Below are 24,689 nucleotides of genomic sequence, written 5' to 3'. Positions count from 1 at the left end.
CCTATTCGTTACGATTTATGTCCGCCGACAAGGCGGGCACGATGCCTTGCCGTCCCCGCTTCCGTGTAGGAAACGGCACGAAGCAGGGCACCTGAACCATATTTATTTCGGATTCGATCCACTACATATCCGAGCTCCCGCTTTTCCCAGCGGTCGGGTTCAAATAATGAAACCTGCAATGATGCATCCTCGACTATATTAGAGAGGGCAATATTGATTTTCCGCACGGTTTTGCCGTTATAATTCTCTTCAAATAACGCAAGGCATACCCGGTACAAATCCATAGTAATATTAGTCGGTTCCTCTATCGTCCTGGACCGATGGAATCCTCCACCAAATTCTTCGTGGCTGTAGCCGACTCCAAAGCTGATGGTCCTTCCTGCCTTTCGGTGGGTCCTGGTACGCCTTGCAACTTCTTCGCACATTTCTAAAATGACACGTTTGATTTCCTTTTTCTCTTTATAATCCCGTAACAGGATCTGACCTTTGCCGAAGCTGACCTGTCCATCCATGATTGGAGCACCTATTTCAGACAAATCAACTCCCCAGGCATGATAATGAAGCTGATTCCCCATCACACCGAACTTAGCCTCGAGTTTCTCTAGGTCATACTTCGCTAATTGGCCGATAGAGAATATGCCCATGCGATTAAGCTTCTTCTCAAGGCGCCCCCCAATCCCCCACATCTCACGTAGCGGAGACAGCGGCCACAGCTTTTCTGGAACTTCTTCATATGTCCACTCGGCAATCCCCTTTTTCTTTGCTTCAAGATCCAGGCACAATTTGGATAACAGCATATTCGGGCCGATTCCTATGGCGCATGGAAGTTGGAACTCCCTCTCCATATCATCTTTAATTTTGTGAGCGATGGTCGTCGCATCTCCCCATAGATTCGTCGCCCCGTCAATCTTGATAAAGCTTTCGTCCACGCTATACGTGTGGATGGCATCCTTAGGCACGTAACGGTGAAACAACCGGGTCAACTCTGTTGAGATCCGGACATACGTCGCCATTTTCGGCTCCACAAGCTGGATTCTTGGATCGTCTGGAATCTCGAACATCCGTGAGCCCGTTTTGATTCCAAAGTCCTTCTTCATCCTCGGTGAGGCAGCTAATACGATACTCCCTTGCCTGTCCCTGTCCCCTACCACGGCTAAGTGGCATTCAAGGGGATCAAGTCCCATGATGACAGCCGAACAGCTAGCATAAAAGCTCTTCATATCGATGCACAAAATCTTGTGGTGTGGTAGCACACTGTAATCGACAGTCATATATCCGTCCTCCATTTTACCTAAAATAGAACAAACGTTCTTATATAGTATATCTATGATTCTATACGAATATACGTTCGCTTTCAACTTAAATAAATGGAAACCGAGAGAATAACAAGAAAAGCGGAGGTGGCTTGGGTTGGCCCGACAAGCACAACTGGGAAATCCCAAAAGGCGCCTTTTGCCTTATGGGATTTTTCAGTTGTGACCTCGAGGGACTAGCCGCCGGAGCTGGACAAAAGAAAAGCGGAAGGGCTTTGCTCAGAGGCGACAAGCATAAGACGAGACCACCGGAAAGGCGCCCTCTGCCTTTTTGGTGGTCTTGACTTATGACCTCGAGCCTCTAAGCCCTGGAGCTGGGCAAAAGAAAAGCGGAAGGGCTTTGCTCAGAGGCGACAAGCATAAGGCGAGACCACCGGAAAGGCGCACTCTGCCTTTTTGGTGGTCTTGACTTATGACCTCGAGCCTCTAAGCCCTGGAGCTGGACAACAAGAAAAGCGGAGGTGGCTTGGGTTGGCCCGACAAATTCAAAAAAGGCCAAAATCACATAATGATTTTGGCCTTATCAGATCCATGCATCAGCCTTTGCCTGCTTGGAATCCTGGGTATTTTGTCATGCCACCATCAGCGATGAGGGTTGTACCTGTGACATAGCTTGCCTGGTCTGAGGCTAAAAAGGCTGCACAGGAAGCAACTTGCTCCGGTTCTCCGATATAACCGAGTGGAATGAGCTTTTCCACCCCTTTTTTCTTTTCAGGATCGGAAAATTTCTCGGCATTGATAGGGGTATCGATGGCTCCTGGAGCGATATTGTTCACCCGTATCCCATCAGGAGCAAATTCCAGTGCCAGGCTCTCCATGAGTAATTTCACTCCACCTTTACTGGCTGCGTAATGAGCAAAATGTGGCCATGGAATGATTTCATGAACGGAGGAAACGTTGATGATTGATCCTTTGATTTTGTGATCAAGCATGTACTTCGCTGCTTCCCGGCACCCGAGAAAAGTACCTGTTAGATTTGTATTGATGACTCTTTGCCAATCTTCAATCGATAGATTTTCCGAAGGGACTTCATTTTCAACTCCTGCGTTGTTCACATAAATATCGAGTCGTCCATATATGTCATGGGCATATTGGACAAAGTTTTGAACATCTTCTTCCTTCGAGACGTCGCCTTGGATGACGGAAGCTGTCCCCCCGGCTTGTTCAATTTCCTGTACCAGTTCTTGTGGGTTTTCTTCTTCTTTGAAATAGTTAATTACCACTTTACACCCTTCACTTGCAAATCTCTTTGCAATGGCTTTCCCGATTCCTGTAGCAGCACCTGTAATGATGACAACCTTATCCGTTAAATCTGAATACATGTCTAATTCCTCCTTAATCTTTAGTAAAGCCTAAGAGAACTCCACCGGTAATGATGAGAACACATCCTGCAATCACGAGAAGAATTTGCTTTTTGGATTTCTTTTCACCGAGGAAAAATAACCCGCCGAGTGTAGAAATAACGATCCCCGTTTGGGAAAGGGAGAAGCTGGTCGCCACCCCGATACGGGGAAGAGCAAGCAATAGCCCTAAGTTCCCTGATGCCCACATGAGACCTGTCAGGATATTTCGGATCGTATATTTATTAAACGGCTTATGCCTTAAAGTGATGGCAACAGCTCCGATAAACATTCCAATCGCCTGAGGTAAAATGGCTTCCCATCCGTCAATATTAAACCATCTTAAAATGACGACATAGGCTATGTATCCAGCACTTGAAAGAAGCAACGTCAGTAGACCTTTTTTAAGTTGGGAACCTTCATCCCCCTCGGGTTTTTGAGTGAAAGAGGTTAGGACGACACCGATAATAAGGGCTAGAACGGCCCCGCTGCCAAGAAGAATCGTTTCAGTCGTTTTCCATTCTTTAAATACTAAAACGCCAAAGAGCGTGGTACCAATCAGCTGCATACCCGTTGAGATCGGAACCGTTTTTGAAACGCCGATGAATTTCACACTCGCTAGCTGGTTCACTTGTCCAACTGCCCAGAAGACACCGGAAATAAAGCCGATCCCCCATACAAATAATGTTAATTCAGGGGACTTGATGAAGAAAACTCCGACCGCAAACAGCAATGAGCCAACGGTAATCCCAACCGTTTGACTATAGGCATTCCCTCCAAGTTTTACACTTACAAATACAAGACTTCCCCACGCTACCGCGGGGATTAGGGCTAAAAGAATCCCTATCATACTTCCACATCCTTTTTCCGACAATAATCATAGTTTTCCTCTGAAACATACATCCTAGCCATTTGGACTAAAAAATCATAAAAATTTCCTACATTGATGCATACCCCTATTTTCACCGGTATAATCTCAATGTGAGGTGGAACATAAATAATCAGTGGATGATGAAGATGATTACTTGTGACGAAAGCGATCAAAGATCAGTTGGAGAAAGTGAGGGTCTTTGAACAAAAAGAAGAAAGCGTTGATTATATGCCAACGCTTTCTTCTTTGTTATTTGACGGAAGTATGTATAGGTACAATGACTCTTTCATTCTCGACATTCACAATGACATGGACCTCCTTGTCGATGGAAAGGTCTTTGAATCGTAATGAATATAGACCGGTAGGATTTTTTTCAATGGATTGTATGACAACTTGAGAAAACCGGGGATCTCTCATGACTAATTGAACAGCATTTGTTTCAACCTTACTTTTTTGATCTGTCATAAAAATGAATTGATCTGCCGCTGCTCTCCTTGGATAGGATTCCTGGAGCTCACCATCAAATCTAACATTCACTTTCTTGCCCATCTCTATATCCTCTTTATCTAGCTCTTTCTCCTTGTCAGTAACCATGACGGTTTGATTATCGAAAGAAAACCAGACATCATTAATCAGTACTTGATCATTTTCGAGCTGGGTGACAAAGCCTATGAAATCTGCGCTTGCTTGTGATGAATTGACAGACGTCGATGGCCCGCAGCCGGAAAATAGAATACAGAAACCAAGTATCAGAACAATCAAACATTTCTTCATAGACTCCCCCCTTATTTAATTAGACGAACGGAAGCACCGGATGGTTTCACTATTTTTTGAAAAAAAGGGTATTTCCTACTTTTTCTACAAAAGATGGAAACATTTGATAGAACCGGCTTCCCATATTCATCCATCGGGGCAGGTTAATTTCCCTCGCATTGGTAAATAGCGAATCTACCACTTTTTCTGCGACCTTCCTTGGATCCAGCATGAACTTCTCTACATTCTTCACATATGTTCCTGACTCATCGGCAATAGTAAAGAAGTCTGTGGCAATGGGGCCAGGATTCACCGCTGTCACCTTCACCCCGTATCGTTTCGCTTCCATCCTAAGACTGTTTGTATACCCAAGGACAGCATGCTTAGAAGCAGAATACGCACTGGACTTGGGTGAGGCAAATTTCCCTGCTTGGGAAGCAATGTTCATCACATGCCCAAAACCTTGTTCGCGCATAAAGGGAAGAACTTCCCCTGTACATGCCATAAGCCCAAGAACATTCACGTCCATCATCCCCTTCACATCTTGAAAGGATGTTTCATGTGCTTCTTGAAAAATGCCAAAACCGGCATTGTTGATCAATGCATGAATAGATCCAAACTCCTGCAGGATGGCGTTGAACGTGCGTTGAACCTCCTCATACTCTGTTACATTTAACGGATACACTTCTACTTTACAGTTGTATTCCCTTTGAAGTTTTTCTTTTAATGCTTCAAGCAAGTGAACACGACGCGCAATCAAAGCAAGATTTCCTCCATATTCCGCTGCCTTGATCGCCATCTGTTCACCGAGCCCGCCTGAGGCTCCCGTAATGACAATGGTTTTTCCTTTTATTCTCCTATTCATTCCCAATCACATCTTTCTAAGCAAAATAATAATAAATGCCATCAAAGTTTTCTTTCTTTATGTAATGCAGCGATTCCAAATAGTCCAATTGACCGATCGTTTCCGAAAGTGTCAAACCGAGTTCCTTTCGATACACGGAAGGAAATAACAACTTACAAATCTCAAAAACGGTCATGCGGTTTCCCTTAATCATCTCCAGAACACCTTGTGCTCTCTCATCTTGTTTCCCTAATCTCCTCGGAATTAACCCATGAACATCCGTAATAGTATCTCCATGACCTGTGTAGGCAAGGGAAATGGGTATATCCATCAGTTTTTTCAGTGAAGCATTGTATTGGAGCAATGGCTTTGAACGCTCACCCCCACCTTCAAAGGGTGGTTCAATGAGCGGATTCGGTGAAATAGATGCCAAGATATGATCTCCCGCTATCAGCACACCATCCTTTTCCCGGTAAAAAGATAAGTGACTTTGGGCATGCCCAAGCGTTTCGATAATCGACCAACCTTCCATACCTGGAATCACATCCCCTTCTTTTATCACCACATCCAAATTTCGCTGACCCATAAATTTCAAAGGGCTTTTAAATTTAGGGATGGCCGGTAGATACTTCTCTGGAAGTCCGGATTCAATCGCCAGCTGCAAGAAGAATCGGTCGTAGACGTCATGAAAATGGTCATCACGGTACAGCCAAAACCGGTTATAGTTATGACCATATACGTTTACAGAGGAAGGAAACCTCTCGAGTAACCCGGCATGATCCGGGTGATGATGGGTCAAAACGATTTGATCGATGTCTTTAGGTGTGTATCCTACTAAGGCCAGCTGCTCGGTCAATTGCTGCCAAGCTGTATCGGTTAGCGGACCAACATCCACAAGCGTCAGAGCATCTCCCTTCACGACATATACATTCACATCTCCCACGGCAAAAGGAGTAGATAACGTAATCTTTGCAATACCATTCACTAAGTTTGTCATATTTTCACCACATTCTTCATAATAAAAGGGTAGGCAACATATGATGCAGAGTCAGCCTTTCCCATTTGGAAATCCAGTTCTCTTACATTAACCAAAAATGAATGACCCTTCAGTTATTAGTGTACATTTTTCCCTAACAAATGTCATTTTTAAAGTGATTGAATATACTGAAATAAACACTTGACAGATAAGCGCCATTTCGAAGATAATCACCTATAATATATCTTTCATGCAGGAGAATCATTTTATATAACAATATAAGAAAAAGCGATGATAAAGACTAGTAATGAATGGATGACAATAGAGATCGGTGCTCACCGGCTGAAAGGCACCGTCGTCCCCTCCGTTTGTGAACCTTCCTTTTGAGCGTCTTAAATCAGAACGTTTTCCAGCGTTACATGGAAATGAGTGTGTTCATCTCTTCTATTGAGTAATGAACAAAACAAGGTGGTACCACGGAAGCAGACCCTTTCGTCCTTTATGGATGAGAAGGTCTGCTTTTTTTCATTGTCACTGTAAAACGGGAGATTGCTTTCATCTCCAGGGTTTCCAATTTACTAAGTAAAAAAGAAAAGCAACAGGATTCGTTAACATCGCTTTTTCAACAGACAAGGAGGAATGAACGAATGAAGACATTGTTTATTGGAGCAGGATCGATGGCTCATGCATTAATAAGTGGCTCATTGAAGGCAGGCGTATTGAATAGTGAAGAAGTGTATGTAACCAATCGTTGTAATCAGCAGCGTTTGGACGAGGTCGTGAATGAATTCGGTGTCCGGCAGGTGAATCATGACTCGCCGTTTGATATCGTCATCCTCGCAATGAAACCTAAAGACTTTCATGAAGCAGCACAATCGGTTGGCGCCTACCTTTCAAAGAACACATTGATCATTTCTGTTTTGGCAGGGATCACCATGGAACATATAAGCGAAAAGCTCTCCTTTAACGGGGCCGTTGCAAGAGCCATGCCGAATACAAGTGCTGCCATGGGAAAATCAGCAACAGCCGTCTCATTTAACAGTTCCCTCTCACACTCTCAAAAGGAATGGACGACAACTTTATTCCAATCCGTCGGAACAGCGGTAGAAGTAGAGGAAACGCAATTGGACCTTATTACGGCTCTATCAGGAAGTGGGCCGGCTTATATCTACTATGTGGCGGAATTACTTAAAAATGCTGCAGTAGAACTAGGTCTTGAAGAAAAACTCGCTAAAAACCTGGTCACTCAAACAATCGCAGGAGCAAGCGCCATGCTGGAAAAATCCGGTTTAGAAGCACAGGAATTAAGAAGAAACGTAACCAGTCCAGGTGGAACAACTGAGGCAGGGATCGCTGAATTGGAAGACTATGAGGTAAGAAATGCGTTTTTCCAATGTGTCTCTTCTGCGAAAAATCGTTCTGAGGTTTTGGGTAACGAATTAAAGAAGCAATCGCTTAAAAAATAAACGTCAAACCCACCATGATTCGCAATTTGTGTGTTTCATTGATACAATCAGAGCAAAAAAGAAGGTCGACTCTAGTGACGCTCCTATTCATTCTACTTTGTGCTGTACTTGCCGTTTGGTTTATTCTTTCCATCGATATGTGGAGGGGATTATCGAAACTTTCTTCGATTGAGGACTTCTCCTATAAGAATCAGGGACCGCTTCTATCCATTATCGTGCCAGCCAGAAATGAAGAAGAAGCGATAACAGAAAGCATTGTTTCTCAACTGCAACAGGATTATGATCAAATCCAATGGATACTCGTCAATGATCGCTCAACCGACGGGACGCGAGGGAAAATGGATACCCTGGCAAAAATGGACAAACGGATCACCGTCCTTCAGATCGACTCATTAGAAAAGGGCTGGCTCGGAAAAAATAACGCGTTATATAAAGGCTATCAGAAGTCAGAGGGTGAACTCATCCTTTTCACAGATGCCGATGTCATTTTCAAAGACTCCACAGCTTTATCACGAGCCGTGTCAGTCCTGCAATCTCAAGGACTTGATCACCTCACTCTTGCTCCTTATATTCAATCACAATCCTTCTGGTTAAAAAGTTTCGTATCGTATTTTTTATTTGGATTTTCGTTTTATAAACGCCCGTGGAAAGCGAACGAGCCCTCTTCTAAAATAGGGATGGGCATTGGCGCATTCAACCTTATCACCCGGTCTGCCTATGAGGAAATCGGTACGCATGAGAAGATCAAGCACATGCCAGATGATGACCTGCAGCTGGGTATTCACATAAAAAAACATGGCAAAAGGCAAAACCTTCTCACGGCCCTCCAGTCATTGGAGGTGGAGTGGTACCGCTCATTGAAAGAAGCCTTTAACGGCTTGGAAAAAAATACGTTTGCCGGCCTCCATTACTCCATCCTTCTTGTTTTGTTTGCCATGATCGGAGTCTTCTGCTCTACTGTTCTTCCATTCATGACATTATTTTCAGGGGTATTTCCGATTCAAATTGTAAGTTTGATGATCCTATTTTTCATTGGTATTTCCTATGTAAAGGTTATGAAGACAATGACAAATGAATCACCGCTTCTCTTTTTTGTATTGCCTGTTACCGCCCTATTATTTATCTATTCGATAGGACGAGCCACTTTCTTAACCTATAAACGTGGAGGCATCGAATGGCGAGGAACGGTTTATTCACTGAAAGAACTGAAACAAAAAAGAAAATAGAGCACATTTCTTTTCCAACCAAAAGGGTGTTGTTATAATCTGTGTGAAACACTATTTAGAAACCCGAAATAAATATGTCTTGGAAGGTGATCAGAAATGAATGCAAAGTTATTTGAACCATATACGCTTAATAATGTGGAATTGAAGAACAGAATCGTAATGGCGCCCATGTGCATGTACTCTTCACACAATGAAGACGGGAAAGTCGAAAACTGGCATCGTACTCACTATACGAGCCGCGCAGTAGGCGGAGTCGGACTCATCATTCAGGAAGCAACGGCTGTCACCCCCCAAGGGAGAATTTCTCCTCAGGATTTAGGGATTTGGGATGACGGTCATATTGAAGGGCTAAAAGAATTAGTCGGCTTAATCAAGGAGCAGGGCGCAAAGACAGGGATCCAGCTCGCTCACGCAGGAAGAAAAGCTGTTCTTGAAGGAGATATCCTCGCTCCATCAGCCATCCCATTTAATGACGAAATGAAGATACCTGTTGAAATGACAGTAGGTGATATTAAAGATACAATCACGGCCTTCATCAACGGAGCACGAAGAGCGAAGGAAGCAGGATTTGATGTAATTGAAGTTCATGCTGCCCACGGGTATCTCATTAATGAATTCCTGTCTCCTCTTTCCAATAAACGAACGGACGAATACGGTGGATCTGCAGAAAACCGCTATCGTTTTCTCCGTGAAGTCATTGATGGTATTCAACAAATGTGGGACGGACCGCTGCTTGTCCGTGTTTCTGCCAAGGATTATCACGACGACGGCTTGGACGTTGAAGACTATGTGGCATTCGGGAAATGGATGAAAGAACAAGGAGTCGACCTGATTGACGTAAGCTCCGGTGCCCTTGTCCCTGCAAGAATCCCGATCTTCCCCGGCTATCAGGTGAAGCTTGCTGAGACAATCAAGCATAGATCAGACATCGATACAGGGGCTGTTGGCCTGATCACGACAGGCATACAGGCAGAGGAAATTCTGCAGAACGAACGTGCTGACCTGGTTCTGCTCGCACGTGAATTACTCCGGGATCCATACTGGCCAAGAACGGCAGCGAATGAGTTAGGCGTGGAGATCGAAGCACCTAAACAATATGAGCGCGGCTGGTAATAGTTTAGCAAAAAGAGTGAAGCATGCTAGTGCATACTTCACTCTTTTTTTTCTTGATAAAAAAACAGCCTTGTTGGAAGGTATTCAGGCGTTTTCTCGTTCAAACTTCAAGTAAACCAGTGACACCATAATGCTAAATATCAGCACTTTATTCATACACCTTCTGAACTTCATACCTGAACCCGATGCACCGGTAGTTTTGTTTTTGATACATCTGTCGCGGAGTATCCTCCCCATCTGCTACAAGTATGATGGTTCTATCATGGAATCGGTCCATCACAAACTGTTGAAGCCTGGTTCCAATACCTTTTTTCTGAAACGTCTCGTGAACCATCAATCCATCTATTTCCGCAGTAGCGTCCTTGATAATCACATCCACGGATCCGGCAGGGGTTCCCTTATAATAAGCAAGAACCTGCATCAAGCCAGGGTTTTGATAATTCCGTTTATGCATGCTTACCTTTTGATCAGCAAATGCAGTACCAAAATCCATGTCCTGCTCATATTGAAATGTAAGATAAGCATCAAGGTCCCCCTTGATCACTTCTCTTATTTCTATATCAGGGCTGCCTTCCAATCGTGGAAATTGGTTCGGTTCAATCCGGTACAGTTCATTAAAGCCTGTCACATAGTCTTCATGTTCAAGCAGAGCCATCAATTCTACCGAAGGTTTCTGATCGGGAGGGAAAATGAACTTTACATGCTTCTGTCCCTTTGATTGATGAAATTCACGTAAGAAGTTTGCGGCCACTTTAAATTCAGCAGGTGTCGGCAATTTCTTGAATTGCAGAAAATTACTATCATACCTTGTTAACATATCTGGAAAATGAACATGTGTATAAAAATCCGTTTCCGTCTCCGTATGTCCTGGATAATAAATTTGGTCAAATGTAATTTCTTTCAATTGGAATTCCCCTTTTTTCTCTATCAGTTAGTTTTCCTTACTCCAAATACGGTGAACGGATGCCTCATTCTCTTTCACTTTCACTACATAAACATCGGGGTTTGAGAGAGCGAACAGTTCATCGTATCCATAATTCTCGTCAAATAACCTCAGAAGAAGCGTCGTTAGGTTTCCATGACTCACACAAACAATTTGATCCTCGTCATTACTTGTCACTTCATCGATGAAAGAAATAGCCCGGTCCATTGCCATTTGATTGGACTCACCACCAGGGAATGATAGAGAGAAATCGTCAAAGCTCTCCTTCAGTTTGTCTTTCCAATCTGGCAAATCATGATCGCTTAACACTCTTTCACCCAATCGGGCGTCTACCTGAATCGTTAATCCCGACTGTTTAGCAAACGGTGCGATGGTCTCACGTGCCCTGACAAAAGGGCTGGAGTATATCGATTGAATGTATCGGTTTTCTAAAAAAGAAGCCAATTGAATTGCTTGACTCTCTCCGGTTTCTGTTAATGGAGAATGAAAGGACTGCCCTTCCGCTTTCGCATGACGTACGATATAGATTGTTTTCATTTTCGACTCCCCTCTACTTCTTTAACGGTATATCATACTCCATAAAGTCGCTGGCAATATACGTATTCTGAAACACATCTTTCGCTTCCTTCTCCAGTTCCCCCCATGATTCCTTGGCATATCTGGAAGAAATATGAGTTAAAAAGAGTACTTTAGCTCCTGCCGCAAGTGCGGTCTCCCCTGCCTGTTTGGTCGTGGAGTGGAAGTATTCACGGGCCATCTCCTCTTGTTCCCGATTAAAGGTTGCCTCATGGACAAGTACATCAGCGGATTGACCAAGCTTTACAGCATTAGAACAAATCCTTGTGTCGCCTAGAATGGTAATGACCCGCCCAGGAATCGAAGGTCCAAGAAAATTCGTCCCATCCACTTTGGACCCATCTTCCAGTTGAACAGTTTCACCTAATTTCAACTTCTTGTAAAGGGGACCCGGTTGAATGCCCCTTTCCTGTAATTGCTCGACTTGAAGGGCTCCTGGTTTGTCTTTTTCGACTACCCTGTACCCGAAAGTGGGGAGAGCATGATCGAGCTCCCTTGCTTCCACGATAAACCCCTGATCTTCAAAAATGACTCCTTCATCGATTTCAACCACTTCCAGCGGATATCGAAGATGGGTCCGGCTGACAGAAAGAGAGACCTGGATGTACTCCTTGATTCCCTTCGGCCCATACACCGTCAACTGGGATTCTCCCCCTTGAAAGGACCTACTCCCCAATAATCCTGGCAGTCCATAAATATGGTCACCGTGTAAGTGGGTGATGAAAATCTTCTCGATCCTTCTCGGTTTTAAACTTGTATGTAAAATTTGATGCTGCGTCGCTTCCCCACAATCAAAAAGCCAAACCGCACCGCGTTCTTCTAATAGTTTCAAAGCGATACTGGTTACATTGCGGAGTTTAGCTGGTACCCCAGCGCCTGTACCTAAAAATAACAATTCCAACTTCATTCACTCCTAAGATTGCCATGGTGACTATATTTTAGCATATTCCCCTTTTATTTACCCTTTCCTTCCCTGATATGGGTGAATCATGATTCTTCTCTAGTTATAAGAATGAAATTTAAAGCCAACATAAAGACGAAGATGATTGCAGAAAACATAAAACGTTTTCATTATTTATTAGGGAAAAGTCTTCAGCATATAATTTGCTAAATGAACCATAAGTCTTTAAAATTAAGTAATTGTATAAGGTATTAAATAAGAAGAAACACATAAAGAAGAGGTACACCAAAGATAAAGTGAGGTCATGACATTGAATAATTCTACTACTCCGACGTCTCTGATTACCATTTTTGGAGCGACAGGTGATTTAGCAAAAAGGAAACTATATCCGTCTCTTTATCATTTGTTCCGTAAAGGAAAAATTTCAAAGCGTTTTGCCGTTGTAGGTGTAGCACGCCGAGATTGGTCAAATGAAGAATTTCAAGAACATGTAAAAACATCGGTACATAAAGCATTGGGCAGTGATGATAACATCGATGAGTTTGTCTCTCATTTCTACTATCAACCAAACGATGTTTCAAACAGCGATTCCTATAAAGCACTTAAGAACCTATCAGATGAGCTGGATGAAACGTATGAATTAGAAGGAAATCGAATTTTCTACTTAGCGATGGCTCCTGAATTCTTTGGAACAATTACAGAGCAGCTGAAGAATCAAGGTTTAACCGATACGAACGGTTTCCAACGACTAGTCATTGAAAAACCATTCGGTCACGACCTTCCTTCAGCCGAAAAACTAAATAGCCAGATTCGTGAATCGTTCTCTGAGGACCAAATTTATCGTATTGACCACTACCTTGGGAAAGAAATGGTCCAAAATATCGAAGTCATCCGTTTCGCTAATGCGATGTTTGAACCACTATGGAATAACCAATATATCTCAAATATCCAGGTCACGTCATCTGAAGAACTTGGTGTAGAAGATCGAGGTCGTTATTATGAAAAAAGCGGAGCTCTCCGGGATATGGTCCAAAACCACCTGCTGCAAATGGTTGCTTTGCTTGCCATGGAGCCACCAATCAAATTGACGACAGACGAAATCCGCAGTGAAAAAGTGCGTGCCTTAAGATCCCTTCGTCCATTTGAACATGATGAAGTAAAAGACTATTTCGTTCGCGGACAATACGGTCCTGGTAAAACCGGTAATGAGGATGTACCAGGTTACCGGGAAGCAGAAAACGTAGATGATCAATCTAACACCGAAACATATGTTGCTGGAAAGTTGATGATTGATAACTTCCGTTGGGCCGGTGTCCCTTTCTATATCCGTACTGGAAAAAGAATGCAGGCAAAATCAACAAAAATTGTCATCCAGTTCAAGGAGATCCCAATGAACCTGTATTACAACCCGGACAAGCCTCTGGCTCCTAACTTGCTTGTCATTCACATTCAGCCTGAAGAAGGAATCACCCTTCACCTGAACGTGAAGAAATCCGGCCAGAACATCGAAACGACTCCTGTGAAACTGAATTTTGCCAATAACAGCGTAGATGGGATGAATACACCGGAAGCTTACGAAAAACTTTTGTACGATTGTCTGCGTGGAGATGCAACGAACTTCACCCATTGGGATGAAGTGAAATTATCATGGGCATTCGTCGACAAAATCTCTGAAGTATGGGAACATACACGAGACGGAGAATTCCCGAACTACGAAGCAGGGTCGATGGGTCCGAAAGCCGCTGACAATCTACTTGCGAAAGATGGATTCTACTGGTGGCCGATTGCAAATCTAGACGTAGACCAATGCTAAGAAAGGTGTGGAATCAATGAAAATTTATGATGTAACAGCTCCAATCTTTAACGGGATGCCCGTTTATAAGAACAAACCCGAAAAACAACCGACGATTGAAACGAATACGAATGGTCATGTGACAGAGTCAAGACTTTCAATGGACGTGCATACCGGAACGCATGTTGACGCTCCCCTACACATGATCAACGACGGAGAGACGATTGAAACCATTGATATAGAGAAGCTCGTTCGTCCTGTTAAAGTATTTGATCTAACAAAAGTCGATGAAAAAATTAGCCTTAAGGATATTCAAGGACTGGAAATCGAAGAGAATGACTTCATCCTTTTCAAAACGAAGAATTCATTGGATACGGAGTTTAACTTTGAATTCATCTATGTAGCAGAAGATGCTGCTGCCTACCTTGCAGATAAGAAGATCTCTGGCGTTGGGATAGACGCCCTTGGCATCGAAAGAGCTCAGGAAGGTCATCCTACCCACCGTAGCTTGATGGGAAGTGGCGTCATCATCATGGAAGGTCTCCAACTGAAAGATATCGAAGCCGGCCAATACTTCATGGTTGCGGCTCCACTGAAAATAGAAAATACTGATGCATCACCAGCACGTGTACTGTTATTTGATGAAATGATCGGATAACCATTTGATAAAACTCTCTAGTTTATTGCTAGGGAGTTTTTTTTATCGTTTTTTTGTTTTGTTTGGCGCCTTATGGATGAACTTTACCCTCACACAAAAAAACAGATGCCCCTATTAGAGAGACACCTGCATATAATCATCAGCACCACTTGCCACAAGAATACATTAATACAATTTTTGCAAAGCTTCTTTATCAAATGGTAGCAAGTCGTCTACTCTACCTTCCTCCACTTTCCTTACCCATTCAGGGTCCATTAAGAGAGAACGACCTATGGCAACGAGGTCAAACTCTTCCCCGTTAAGTCTTTCAATCAATCCTTCAAGACTTGTCGTATTCGCGCCTGAGAAGCTAGTGAATTCTCCATCGAGTCCAACCGATCCTACGGATATTACAGGTTTGCCTGTTAGCTGCTTCGTCCAGCCCGCCAGATTCAAATCAGATCCTTCAAATTCAGGCTCCCAGAAACGGCGTGTGGAACAATGGAATAAGTCTACGCCTGCATTTACAAGCGGCTCCAGGAAACGCTCCAGTTCATCAGGCGTTTTCGCAAGCTTCGCATTAAAATCATTCATTTTCCATTGGGAAAAACGGAAGATAATCGGAAAATCAGGTCCCACTTCACGTCTGCAGGCTTCGATCACCTCAACGGCAAAACGTGTTCTGCCGACTAGGTCTCCTCCATAACGGTCTGTACGTTTGTTTGTATTCTCCCAGAAGAATTGGTCGATTAAATAACCATGAGCACCGTGAAGCTCAATACCGTCGAAGCCAATACGTTTCGCATCTGCTGCGGCTTGTGCATACGTTTCTACCAACTGGACGATTTCTTCTTCCGACATCGGCTCAGTTACTTTTTCACCCGCTAAGCTTAGTCCTGATGGTCCAACGGGCAGCGCTTCTTCATTTGGGAGCTCTCCCTTTTTACGGGTCATCCCCACATGCCATAGTTGTGGAACGATCTTGCCACCTGCTTTATGGACATCCTTCACGACATTTGCCCATCCATTCAGTGATTCTTCACCGTGGAACAGAGGTATACTCGCCCCTGAAACAGACGACGGATGATTAATTCCAGTCCCTTCCGTCACGATCAAACCTACTCCATTTTCGGCTCTACGGCGATAGTAGGCAGCAACATCTTCACCTGGCACTCCGCCAGGTGAGAACCCCCGTGTCATAGGAGCCATAACCGTGCGATTAGACAAGCTTATTTTTTCACTCTTGAATGGTCGAAATAATGGTTGTGTCGATGTATTTGGTTGACTCATTTCGATTCCTCCTCTATTCTTTATGCTCTTTCATTATTTCAAATACATTCAGAATATGAAAGAAATCTGTTTAACAGCAATGCATTGCACATATCACTGTGAATATGCTCTTATGTATTGAATGATAACCATTCAGCCAAGTACTCCGTTGTAGAATTACCATTCTTTTGTTCTTCGACTTTATCATTTGCTGGGTATCTAAAGAAGGGCTGGCACATACAAAGCCTGAGGATTCGTCCCTCAAGCTTTTGTATCATTACGCAAGGTAGGTTTTGTCAGTTTACAGTCTGGATAATGTATGGCAGGTGCATAATAGGATAGCTTTTTCATGAAATAACAAGCTTCTGGAAAATGATGTTCCAGAAATCGGAGGGTAGAATTATTCAGTACTTCATCATTAACATACAGATTGAGTACTTCCTCTACCAACTTGGTAAAGGCGACTACTTGTATGGAAACATCTTCGGCAAATCGGATTTGAGCAGGAAATCCTGGCTGAGTAAAGTGCAGATATCCTTTGAACATATCATTTTTCACCATAAATTGAGAAAACTGCACCATTAAAGCACTTGCCCTTTCAATCAAATCAATTTCTGCACTATCCAATATATCAGCGAGCAATGACGCATGCCCCCGCTGGTCATCAAGCCACATATCCATTAAATCAACCAGCTGGAGTAATGGATACTCCTCTCCTTTCGAGTAGCTTTTTAAAATTCTAAGGTACTCCCTATTTTCCGCCAATGTCCCGTTCAAATAGCTAGGTGATAAATTTAAGTTCACCTGATTATAGAGGCGTAAATGGAGTAGGTGTCCTTCGAATGTGTAATATTGGTATGAAACATCTTGGGCCCATTCTGAAAGTTGAATCATTTCTGGAGATGCGACGGGCAGGTCCTTAGAAATTTTCATCATTTCTTCTTCCACATTTTGAAACCACTCAATATAATATTCTGCCTGCTCGACCCACTTCACTTCTGCTGGGCTTAAATAATCCCGGATAAAATAGGCATGGTCTTTCAGTATCCCTAACCAGAATTCATGTTCTTGCCATGGCGTGATTTTCTCAAATCCCATCATACACTCCTCCTTCTTCTACTTAACCTTATTAAGAAGAAGAAGTCTTCATGCTTAGAATAAGAAAGTCTTTTTAGGAAAAAATAGCACAAACAGTAGGTAAATGAGGGTTTAGTATGGGATTGCTATCATTAGTGAAAAAAATGACTTTGAAAGAAGAGACCGTACCAGATAATGCATACCCATTATCTTCTTTGGAAAATGATCAAGACCCATTGGATTTCAGCCATGTATTAGAACAGTTTCAAGATTGTGAAGACTTACGATACCGTCACTTCAAGGAGCATGGCATTCAATTTATTTATTTCGACAACCTTGTAAATAGACAAATCCTGAAAGAGGAATTATTGGATTGGGTTAATAAAGGGGAAACAAGTGAGGTTCAACGGGATATAGATTCTTCCGGACTAAATGAAATCACTTCAAATAAACAAGCAGTGGTCGGGGTTCTAAATGGCGATGTCGTTCTTTCATTTGAAAATCGGGTATTTTCATTGAAGGCTGGTGGCGGTGAGAAACGCAGCATTGAAGAATCTGAAACAGAGTCTATTATATTAGGGCCACACGAAGCCTTTATCGAATCAGCCGAAGTGAATATTGGACTCATTCGAAAACGTTTAAAAAGCTCTCATTTAAAAACGATGAGCTTAAGTGCAGGTGAAATTACAAAAACTTCGATTACAATCATGTATATAGAAGATATTGCACCAAAAGAGGAATTGGAATTCTTGAAAAAACGTATCAACGATATTGAATATACTGGCATTCTCGACACTAACATTCTCGTCCAAATGATTGATGATCAACCACTCTCTCCTTTTCCCCAGTTTTTCACAACAGAACGGCCAGATGTTGGTGCTTCAAAATTATTGGCAGGGAAAATAATAGGGATTGTGGATGGAAGCCCATATATTTTTTGTGCTCCTGTCAGTTTTTTTGACTTCTTCCAATCCGTGGATGATTACAGCCAAAGGTGGATGACCGGTACATTTATTCGATTACTTAGGATGTTTGCATTTATCATAACTGTTGCTTTTACTGCCATTTATGTTTCCATCACAACCTTCCATTATGAAATGGTCCCACAGGAGTTACTTCCAAGCTTAATTGAATCTCGCAGCAAAGTACCATTTCCACCATTAATTGAAGCTATTTTTCTTGAATTGGTCATTGAGCTTCTAAGGGAAGCTGGGGCCCGTCTCCCTACTAAGATTGGACAAACGATTGGGATTGTAGGAGGGATTGTAATAGGGCAGGCAGCCGTTGAAGCAGGAATAACAAGTAATATCTTAATTATCGCGGTTGCTATTTCCGCTATCTCTTCTTTTGTCATCCCGAGCTATGTGATGAGTGCATCAATCAGAATCGTACGTTTTTCTTTCATTTTACTTGCGGGATTCTGGGGAAATATGGGGTTGGTGTTCGGCCTGGGACTGTTAGTCATTCATTTGACTACGCTCACCTCCTTAAAGACACCATACATGATCCCATTCTCTCCCACCTTCTTTAACGATTGGCTGGACACAATTATCAGGGCACCTTACATGTTAATCAAGGATCGTCCAGAACAAGTCAGAACCACAAATGAAGACATCAATAAGATGAAAAAGTAGGCGATTAAACATGAGAGAAAAGCTCCATCCCTTTCAAATAGCACTACTCATATACATGATTCAATCCGGAGTTACATTGTTCAGTATTCCTAGACTATCTGCGGAAGCCTTTGGTACCAATGGGTGGATTGGTCTTTTCATTTTATTTGGTATTGTCACGTTAAATATATTATTGATAGGGCTGGTAAATAAATGGGGAAAAGGTCAATCCATTTTTGTCATAATAGAGAATGTTTTTCCTAAGTGGCTTTTCGTTCCTTTTTATTTATTCATAAGTGTTGTTTTCACCCTTCTCGCAACCTTAGTTGCAAAAAAATACATTTTACTCTTACAAATGCTATTTTTTCGGGATACCCCTTCCATTGTTTTTGTGGGCATGTTTTTTCTCCTGAGCTTTTTCTTATTGAAAGGGTGCATATATGAAATTGGAAAGGCGACTGTCATCTTATTCTTCATGACCATTTGGACAATGCTTTTACTTACCTTTCATCTTTCAGAATTCAGTTTCACACGAATGACAACTTTCATCATGCAAGGGGAAAAGGATATACTTTCCGGTGGATTAAATGTTTATTCTGCCTTTCTTGGCTATGAACTTAGCCTGTTTCTCATCCCTTATGCTCAGAAGAATTTCACAAAAGGAGTTTTCTTTGGAAATGCAATTACTTCTTTCATTTATATCTCCGTAAGTTTTGTTTGCTTTGGGTTTTTCAGCTTTGATTACTTAATCAATGATCTTTATCCTGTCATCACCTTAATTGAATATGTAAAGTTTCCATTTGTTGAGCGGGTGGAAAATCTAATTTTCACCCTATTCGCTTTAAAAGTCTTAATTACCGTAGTCATGTATTTATGGGCAAGCAAAGAGTTGGTTTCACATTCGTTTCAGAAACTCCGGTCCAACTTTATCAGTTTATTCCTGCTAACGATTGGTACACTCGTATCCTTTATACCGGATATTATTAGGGAGGTCGATCAGTGGTTGAAATGGTTGACGTACATAGATGTGGGCATCGCATTTTTGCTACCACTTTTATTAATCTTCTTGATAGGACTGAATAAATTAAAGCAGAATAAGGTGACATTATGAAATTATTGTATGGTACTGTAGCGTTAGTATGCTTACTGGCAGGATGCGAAAAAAATATTATTGATAAACTAGGGATGATAGATGCTGTTGGCTATGACCTTTCAGAGGATAAGGAAGTCCCACTCATGGTTACTGTTAACTTCCCAAATGTGACGAAGCAAGGAGTTTATCAAAATAAGATCTTAACAGTCAACGCAAAATCCAGCAAGGATTCCAGAATTCGATTTAATCATCGTTCAAATCTTAAACTTGTCAGTGGTCAGATAACCGTAGCCTTGTTTGGAACAGATTTAGCGAAGGTCGGAATTAAAGATATATTAGATACCTATATGCGTGATCCAAGTTTAGGACCAAGGGTATACTTTGCCGTCGCAGAAGGAACAGCTCGAGAGATGTTGGAGTTTCAACCGGTTGACGACACGAACAGTTCCCTCTATTTACGCACATTTTTAGAAAAACTGGATAGTGAAAATGAGCGAATTAACTATAACACATACCAATTTAACAGAGATTATTTTGATGATGGAATCGATCCCATCATGCCCTACTACAAAATTAGGGATCGGAATATCAGTATTGATGGATATGCTCTCTTTAATGATGATCAATTTGTTCATCATCTCTCTCCTACTCTTTCAGGCGTGCTCTTTACCTTACGAAAAGACACACCAAAAGGTACGTTCAGCATTGAAATCGCTCCACCTAATGACAAGCATGCCTTTCCTGATCAATTAATGTTTGATTATAAGAAAACAAATTGGGAAATGGATATAGAAATAAAGGATCATAAGCCGATTTCCGTCAAGATGTCTATCGAGCTTAAAGGAAGCGTCCTGGAGTACACCAAGGATGAACTAACAGATTCAGAGAAATCACAGAAAAAGATGGAGAAAGAAATCAATGAATATTTAATAAAAAAATCAAAGGAGCTATTAAAACTGACACAGGAATTAAACGTCGACCCCATTGGTATAGGAGGGTACGTACGAAACAAACTTTCTTATGAAGATTGGAAGAAATTAAATTGGGAAGAAGTGTATCCTACCATCGATATGAATGTGGATATAAAGATGAAGTTGATAAATGCTGGACAGACGAAATAAATGGGGTGCGAAAATGAAAGGCTTTTCTTAGTTTTTCACGGAATGTATAATACAATAGATTTTCACCTCTTTAGACGATTTTTATAAGAAAAGCTCCTTTCCAAACCAGGAAAGGAGCTTTTCTTGATTTATTATTTCATCCACTCAGTATGGAATATACCTTCTTTATCCACACGCTCATATGTGTGTGCACCAAAATAGTCACGCTGAGCCTGAATCAGGTTCGCTGGGAGCGTTTCAGTACGATAGCTGTCGTAATAAGACAAGGCAGCTGAGAAGCCTGGTACCGGTACACCATTCTGTACGGCTACACTGATGACTTCACGCAGTGCGTATTGATAACTTTCGACAATCTCTTTGAAGTAAGGATCGAGTAAAAGGTTTGTCAGATTTGACTCCCGGTCATAGGCTTCTTTGATTTTTTGCAGGAATTGAGCACGGATGATGCAGCCACCGCGGAAGATCATCGCGATATCTCCGTATTGTAAATCCCATTTGTATTCATTGGAGGCAGAGCGCATTTGTGCGAAACCTTGCGCATAGGAACAAATTTTACTCATATAAAGAGCTTTACGGATCGATTCAACCAACGCTTTTTTATCTCCTTGGAATGGCTCCACGTCCGGACCTTTAAGCATTTTGCTGGCCTTCACGCGCTCATCCTTAATAGCTGAGATGAATCTGGCAAAGACAGATTCAGTGATGATTGGTAAGGAAACACCTAGATCTAAAGCACTTTGGCTGGTCCACTTTCCGGTACCCTTCTGTCCTGCTTTATCCAGGATGACATCAACCATCGGCTTACCGGTTTCATCGTCTTTCTTCGTGAAGATATCTGCTGTGATTTCGATGAGATAGCTGTCTAGCTCCCCTTTATTCCAGTCGGCAAACACTTCATGCAGTTCTTCAGCACTTAGGCCCAGAACATTCTTCATCAGGAAGTAGGATTCTGCAATCAGCTGCATATCCCCATACTCGATACCGTTATGCACCATTTTCACATAATGACCTGCACCGTCTGGACCAATGTATGTCGTACAAGGATCCCCATCTACTTTCGCTGCGATGTCCTTCAGAATCGGAGCAACAAGATCATATGCTTCCTTCTGGCCACCAGGCATGATCGACGGACCCGTCAGAGCACCTTCTTCACCACCGGACACACCTGTTCCGATAAAATGAATGCCCAGATCGCTTAATTCGTGGTTACGGCGACGTGTATCCTCGAAGAATGTGTTTCCTCCATCGATTAGGATATCTCCTTTTTCAAGGAAAGGCTTCAGTTGCTCAATAGTCGCATCAGTCGGATTACCGGCCTTTACCATCAATAAGATCTTTCTAGGCTTTTCTAAAGAATGGACGAATTCTTCAATCGTATATGTAGGGACAATATTCTTCCCTTTTGACTCGCTTACCATTTCGTCCGTTTTTTCACGGGAACGATTATATACAGAAACAGAATATCCACGGCTTTCAATATTCCATGCCAGGTTTTTACCCATTACGGCTAAACCGATTACACCAATTCCTTGAGACATGTTCGTCAACTTCCTTTCCACTATTATAGTTTTCCATCCCTATTATCACCCTGAAAAAATCTAATGGTGAATAAAAGAAATGTATCTTATCACAAAAAAATGATGAACACTTTCATTTAATCTAACAAGAACAGCATGATGATGCAAATATTCAGTCTAAAGCGTCATTCATCTATCTTAAGTTGTCCCTTTTTTTTCATGTCATTCTCTTAAAAAATCTTTATTAAAGCTTGTGTCTTGTTTTGAATCAAAGGATTTCTTTTTATTTTTCCCTTTTACTCCCTGGGAGATGGAGTCCTTCCCAAACTTGTCCTGAAGCTTTGATAAGACGTTATAGAGAGGCTCCTTTTCAGCTACTTTTTTATAAGAGAATAAATCCAGCTGTTCGGTGGCTTCACTTTTTCCCACGATATCTTGCGCGGTGACTCCTAACAATCTTACAGGGTCTCCATTCCAGTGCTTTAACATTAAATCCTTAGCGAAGCGAAATAAGTCCTCTTTTTTATAAATCGGATTTTCTAGTTTTTTGCTTCGCGTAATCGTTTTCCTGAATTTATCCCTGATCATGAGCTGGATCGTCATACCCACCACGTCTTTCTGCTGCAAGCGTGACGACACTCTTCCACAAAGCTTCTCAATCACCATTAATAGTTCATGTTGATTCGTTGTATCTTTTGGTAAAGTAGTCGAATTTCCAACGCTCTTATAATCATAAATCGAGTCAGGGTCCACACTTCGCCTATCAATCCCATTGGCCCGTTCTTTGAGACGCAGACCATTGATTCCAAGCAGGGATTTCAGCTGGATGTCATTCGCATGAGCAAGATCATTGCATGTATGAATGCCGATCGTACTCAGCTTCTCGGCGGTCTTCTGACCAATGCCATGCATTTCAATGACTGGAAGGGGCCAAAGCTTATTGGGTATATCACGTTTTCGTAAAACAGTGATCCCCATAGGTTTTTTCATATCTGAAGCGGTCTTGGCCAAGAATTTATTCGGTGCCACCCCGATACTGCACGGTAGATCGAGTTGACCTTTAATTTGGGTTTGAATATCTGAAGCAATTTGCAATGGGGACCCTTTATCGAAGGAATCAGTAATATCCACATAGCCTTCATCGATCGAAACAGGTTCAACCAAATCTGAGTATTGTCTAAGGATATCAAAAATCCCTCTAGAGGCAGCGCGGTAACGGTCAAAATTCGGTGTCATGATAATAAGTTTCGGGCAGAGCTTTTTGGCTTCCCAAAGAGGCATTGTCGTTTTCACGCCGAAGCTCCTTGCTTCATAGCTGCATGTCACGATAATGCCTCGTCTTTCTTTGGGATTCCCTGCTATAGCTAAAGGTTTTCCTCGTAAGGTAGGATCATATGCCATCTCTACAGAGGCATAGAAGCTATTCATGTCTACATGAAGAATCACTCGTCCATTTTTAGGATAATGTGGATTCATACAATCGCGTCTTTCTTGTCTAGTTTTGGTAAGCCTTCTGTTCGTTTACGTAATCCTTTATCTCTTTAATACCTTCTAAACTCTCAACTAAAACATCCGGATCAATTTGGGTTATTAGCGCATCTTCAAGATTAATGATTCCGGAAAAATAATTGGTCTTCGAATAAGCAAATAAACCTACGTTAGTAATCGATTCAGCAGATACTTCAATTATTTCTTTCGCTTCCTTCACGACCATACCGATTTGCATCGTTTTCGTTTGAATGACGAGAAGGAACATGCCTGCTTCAGCCATTGCAGAGGTGTTATAAAGGATGTTCCCTAAATCAAGAACCGGAATCAGCTCTCCCCTTACCTTGACAAGTCCAAGAACAAATTGGGGAAAATGAGGGATAGATCTCACTTTTTCCACCTTTTCAATCGATACTACGTTCTCAATCGGCAGAGCATATTCTTCTTTTCCAGCATGAAATACAACTACTTTCGGCAATGTATAACGTCCCCTCTCAAACATCAATTATGTATATTACTAATGTACCATATTTCAAAAGGTTAGGTGCTCGTATAAAAGAAGAAAATGTCCACGAACGAAGGTTGAACTTCGGTCCGTGGACATTTTTTATTGTATTTCCGGCAGGTTCGCCTTATGCTTGTCGCCTCTGTTCGAGCCGCCTGCGCTTTTCTATTTGTCTAGCTCCGGCGGCTCGAGGCTCGAGGTCATAAGTCAAACCTGCCAAAAAGGCACAGGACGCCTTTCCGGCAGGTTCGCCTT

The 24,689-nt window shown here is 42.2% G+C and carries 22 protein-coding genes and 1 other annotated feature; of the genes, 8 read left to right on the top strand and 14 right to left on the bottom strand.

What is annotated here, in order from left to right; all coding sequences use genetic code 11:
* Nucleotides 1–8: 8 nt before the first annotated feature.
* From FGG79_RS00530 to FGG79_RS00505, 6 genes are all read right to left on the bottom strand, one after another.
* The gene (locus tag FGG79_RS00530) at nt 9–1,271 is read right to left on the bottom strand and encodes a Y-family DNA polymerase (protein ID WP_138775593.1); all 1,263 of its coding nucleotides are present in this window, start codon (nt 1,269–1,271) and stop codon (nt 9–11) included.
* A 578-nt stretch (nt 1,272–1,849) separates the two neighbouring features.
* Nucleotides 1,850–2,635, bottom strand: coding sequence for a glucose-1-dehydrogenase (locus FGG79_RS00525; protein ID WP_138775591.1), 786 nt, complete (start codon nt 2,633–2,635; stop codon nt 1,850–1,852).
* A 13-nt stretch (nt 2,636–2,648) separates the two neighbouring features.
* The gene (locus FGG79_RS00520; protein WP_138777486.1) at nt 2,649–3,500 is read right to left on the bottom strand and encodes a GRP family sugar transporter; all 852 of its coding nucleotides are present in this window, start codon (nt 3,498–3,500) and stop codon (nt 2,649–2,651) included.
* Between the two features lie 273 nt (nt 3,501–3,773).
* Nucleotides 3,774–4,298, bottom strand: a complete 525-nt coding sequence (locus FGG79_RS00515) for a DUF3221 domain-containing protein (protein ID WP_138775589.1) — start codon at nt 4,296–4,298, stop codon at nt 3,774–3,776.
* Nucleotides 4,299–4,347: 49 nt separating this feature from the next.
* Entirely contained in the window at nt 4,348–5,142 is a 795-nt protein-coding gene (locus FGG79_RS00510) for an SDR family NAD(P)-dependent oxidoreductase (protein WP_138775586.1), read from the bottom strand.
* Between the two features lie 16 nt (nt 5,143–5,158).
* On the bottom strand, nt 5,159–6,118 hold the full coding sequence (locus tag FGG79_RS00505) for an MBL fold metallo-hydrolase (RefSeq protein WP_138775584.1): 960 nt from the start codon (nt 6,116–6,118) through the stop codon (nt 5,159–5,161).
* 261 nt (nt 6,119–6,379) lie between these two features.
* Nucleotides 6,380–6,600 (top strand) — a binding site (T-box leader).
* Between the two features lie 144 nt (nt 6,601–6,744).
* Here FGG79_RS00505 and proC point away from each other — a divergent pair.
* The 3 genes from proC to namA all read left to right on the top strand — a co-directional run bounded on the left by proC (nt 6,745) and on the right by namA (nt 9,902).
* Nucleotides 6,745–7,563: a pyrroline-5-carboxylate reductase gene (proC, locus tag FGG79_RS00500; RefSeq protein WP_138775582.1), complete on the top strand. Its 819-nt coding sequence runs from the start codon at nt 6,745–6,747 to the stop codon at nt 7,561–7,563.
* 74 nt (nt 7,564–7,637) lie between these two features.
* Nucleotides 7,638–8,789, top strand: coding sequence for a glycosyltransferase (locus tag FGG79_RS00495; protein WP_240794167.1), 1,152 nt, complete (start codon nt 7,638–7,640; stop codon nt 8,787–8,789).
* Between the two features lie 96 nt (nt 8,790–8,885).
* Nucleotides 8,886–9,902: an NADPH dehydrogenase NamA gene (namA, locus tag FGG79_RS00490; RefSeq protein WP_138775578.1), complete on the top strand. Its 1,017-nt coding sequence runs from the start codon at nt 8,886–8,888 to the stop codon at nt 9,900–9,902.
* Between the two features lie 148 nt (nt 9,903–10,050).
* Here namA and FGG79_RS00485 read toward each other — a convergent pair whose 3' ends face one another.
* The 3 genes from FGG79_RS00485 to rnz are packed head-to-tail and all read right to left on the bottom strand — an operon-like array spanning nt 10,051 to nt 12,322.
* Nucleotides 10,051–10,806, bottom strand: a complete 756-nt coding sequence (locus FGG79_RS00485; RefSeq protein ID WP_138775576.1) for a GNAT family N-acetyltransferase — start codon at nt 10,804–10,806, stop codon at nt 10,051–10,053.
* Between the two features lie 27 nt (nt 10,807–10,833).
* Entirely contained in the window at nt 10,834–11,382 is a 549-nt protein-coding gene (locus tag FGG79_RS00480; protein WP_138775574.1) for a histidine phosphatase family protein, read from the bottom strand.
* Between the two features lie 13 nt (nt 11,383–11,395).
* A complete protein-coding gene (gene rnz / locus FGG79_RS00475; protein ID WP_138775572.1) occupies nt 11,396–12,322 on the bottom strand; it encodes a ribonuclease Z in 927 nt (308 codons plus the stop codon).
* Nucleotides 12,323–12,632: 310 nt separating this feature from the next.
* Here rnz and zwf point away from each other — a divergent pair, with 310 nt between their 5' ends.
* Nucleotides 12,633–14,135: a glucose-6-phosphate dehydrogenase gene (gene zwf / locus FGG79_RS00470; protein WP_481747245.1), complete on the top strand. Its 1,503-nt coding sequence runs from the start codon at nt 12,633–12,635 to the stop codon at nt 14,133–14,135.
* Between the two features lie 16 nt (nt 14,136–14,151).
* Complete coding sequence (locus FGG79_RS00465; RefSeq protein ID WP_138775568.1) at nt 14,152–14,772, top strand: cyclase family protein; 621 nt, start codon at nt 14,152–14,154, stop codon at nt 14,770–14,772.
* A gap of 165 nt (nt 14,773–14,937) precedes the next feature.
* Here the strand turns inward: FGG79_RS00465 and FGG79_RS00460 are convergent, their stop codons facing one another.
* Both FGG79_RS00460 and FGG79_RS00455 read right to left on the bottom strand, forming a co-directional pair.
* Nucleotides 14,938–16,041 carry an NADH:flavin oxidoreductase gene (locus FGG79_RS00460; RefSeq protein WP_138775566.1) on the bottom strand — a complete coding sequence of 368 codons (1,104 nt, stop codon included), beginning with the start codon at nt 16,039–16,041 and terminating at the stop codon, nt 14,938–14,940.
* Between the two features lie 240 nt (nt 16,042–16,281).
* Entirely contained in the window at nt 16,282–17,118 is an 837-nt protein-coding gene (locus FGG79_RS00455; RefSeq protein WP_171050732.1) for a DUF2935 domain-containing protein, read from the bottom strand.
* A gap of 116 nt (nt 17,119–17,234) precedes the next feature.
* Here FGG79_RS00455 and FGG79_RS00450 point away from each other — a divergent pair, with 116 nt between their 5' ends.
* The 3 genes from FGG79_RS00450 to FGG79_RS00440 are packed head-to-tail and all read left to right on the top strand — an operon-like array spanning nt 17,235 to nt 20,924.
* Nucleotides 17,235–18,731 (top strand): spore germination protein, encoded by a 1,497-nt coding sequence (locus FGG79_RS00450; RefSeq protein ID WP_138775562.1) that lies wholly within the window; start codon nt 17,235–17,237, stop codon nt 18,729–18,731.
* A 10-nt stretch (nt 18,732–18,741) separates the two neighbouring features.
* Nucleotides 18,742–19,821, top strand: a complete 1,080-nt coding sequence (locus FGG79_RS00445) for a GerAB/ArcD/ProY family transporter (RefSeq protein ID WP_138775560.1) — start codon at nt 18,742–18,744, stop codon at nt 19,819–19,821.
* On the top strand, nt 19,818–20,924 hold the full coding sequence (locus FGG79_RS00440; protein ID WP_138775558.1) for a Ger(x)C family spore germination protein: 1,107 nt from the start codon (nt 19,818–19,820) through the stop codon (nt 20,922–20,924). The genes FGG79_RS00445 and FGG79_RS00440 overlap by 4 nt, the downstream gene beginning before the upstream one ends.
* Nucleotides 20,925–21,055: 131 nt before the next feature.
* Here the strand turns inward: FGG79_RS00440 and gndA are convergent, their stop codons facing one another.
* From gndA to FGG79_RS00425, 3 genes are all read right to left on the bottom strand, one after another.
* Nucleotides 21,056–22,462 carry an NADP-dependent phosphogluconate dehydrogenase gene (gene gndA / locus FGG79_RS00435; RefSeq protein WP_138775556.1) on the bottom strand — a complete coding sequence of 469 codons (1,407 nt, stop codon included), beginning with the start codon at nt 22,460–22,462 and terminating at the stop codon, nt 21,056–21,058.
* Nucleotides 22,463–22,663: 201 nt separating this feature from the next.
* Nucleotides 22,664–23,917 (bottom strand): DNA polymerase IV, encoded by a 1,254-nt coding sequence (locus FGG79_RS00430; protein WP_138775554.1) that lies wholly within the window; start codon nt 23,915–23,917, stop codon nt 22,664–22,666.
* A gap of 19 nt (nt 23,918–23,936) precedes the next feature.
* On the bottom strand, nt 23,937–24,407 hold the full coding sequence (locus FGG79_RS00425; protein WP_240794166.1) for a chemotaxis protein CheW: 471 nt from the start codon (nt 24,405–24,407) through the stop codon (nt 23,937–23,939).
* Nucleotides 24,408–24,689: the final 282 nt, after the last annotated feature.

Source organism: Bacillus sp. BHET2, assembly GCF_005938125.1.
GTDB lineage: Bacteria > Bacillota > Bacilli > Bacillales > Bacillaceae_B > Rossellomorea.
This window is presented reverse-complemented; position numbering and strand designations above follow the sequence as displayed.

Coding starts and splice junctions, on each gene's coding strand:
- FGG79_RS00505 (WP_138775584.1), bottom strand. CDS start 6,118: ATGACAAACTTAGTGAATGGTATTGCAAAGATTACGTTATCTACTCCT.
- namA (WP_138775578.1), top strand. CDS start 8,886: ATGAATGCAAAGTTATTTGAACCATATACGCTTAATAATGTGGAATTG.
- proC (WP_138775582.1), top strand. CDS start 6,745: ATGAAGACATTGTTTATTGGAGCAGGATCGATGGCTCATGCATTAATA.
- FGG79_RS00445 (WP_138775560.1), top strand. CDS start 18,742: ATGAGAGAAAAGCTCCATCCCTTTCAAATAGCACTACTCATATACATG.
- FGG79_RS00450 (WP_138775562.1), top strand. CDS start 17,235: ATGGGATTGCTATCATTAGTGAAAAAAATGACTTTGAAAGAAGAGACC.
- FGG79_RS00455 (WP_171050732.1), bottom strand. CDS start 17,118: ATGGGATTTGAGAAAATCACGCCATGGCAAGAACATGAATTCTGGTTA.
- FGG79_RS00480 (WP_138775574.1), bottom strand. CDS start 11,382: ATGAAAACAATCTATATCGTACGTCATGCGAAAGCGGAAGGGCAGTCC.
- FGG79_RS00460 (WP_138775566.1), bottom strand. CDS start 16,041: ATGAGTCAACCAAATACATCGACACAACCATTATTTCGACCATTCAAG.
- gndA (WP_138775556.1), bottom strand. CDS start 22,462: ATGTCTCAAGGAATTGGTGTAATCGGTTTAGCCGTAATGGGTAAAAAC.
- FGG79_RS00515 (WP_138775589.1), bottom strand. CDS start 4,298: ATGAAGAAATGTTTGATTGTTCTGATACTTGGTTTCTGTATTCTATTT.
- FGG79_RS00525 (WP_138775591.1), bottom strand. CDS start 2,635: ATGTATTCAGATTTAACGGATAAGGTTGTCATCATTACAGGTGCTGCT.
- FGG79_RS00430 (WP_138775554.1), bottom strand. CDS start 23,917: ATGAATCCACATTATCCTAAAAATGGACGAGTGATTCTTCATGTAGAC.
- FGG79_RS00440 (WP_138775558.1), top strand. CDS start 19,818: ATGAAATTATTGTATGGTACTGTAGCGTTAGTATGCTTACTGGCAGGA.
- FGG79_RS00530 (WP_138775593.1), bottom strand. CDS start 1,271: ATGACTGTCGATTACAGTGTGCTACCACACCACAAGATTTTGTGCATC.
- FGG79_RS00465 (WP_138775568.1), top strand. CDS start 14,152: ATGAAAATTTATGATGTAACAGCTCCAATCTTTAACGGGATGCCCGTT.
- FGG79_RS00510 (WP_138775586.1), bottom strand. CDS start 5,142: ATGAATAGGAGAATAAAAGGAAAAACCATTGTCATTACGGGAGCCTCA.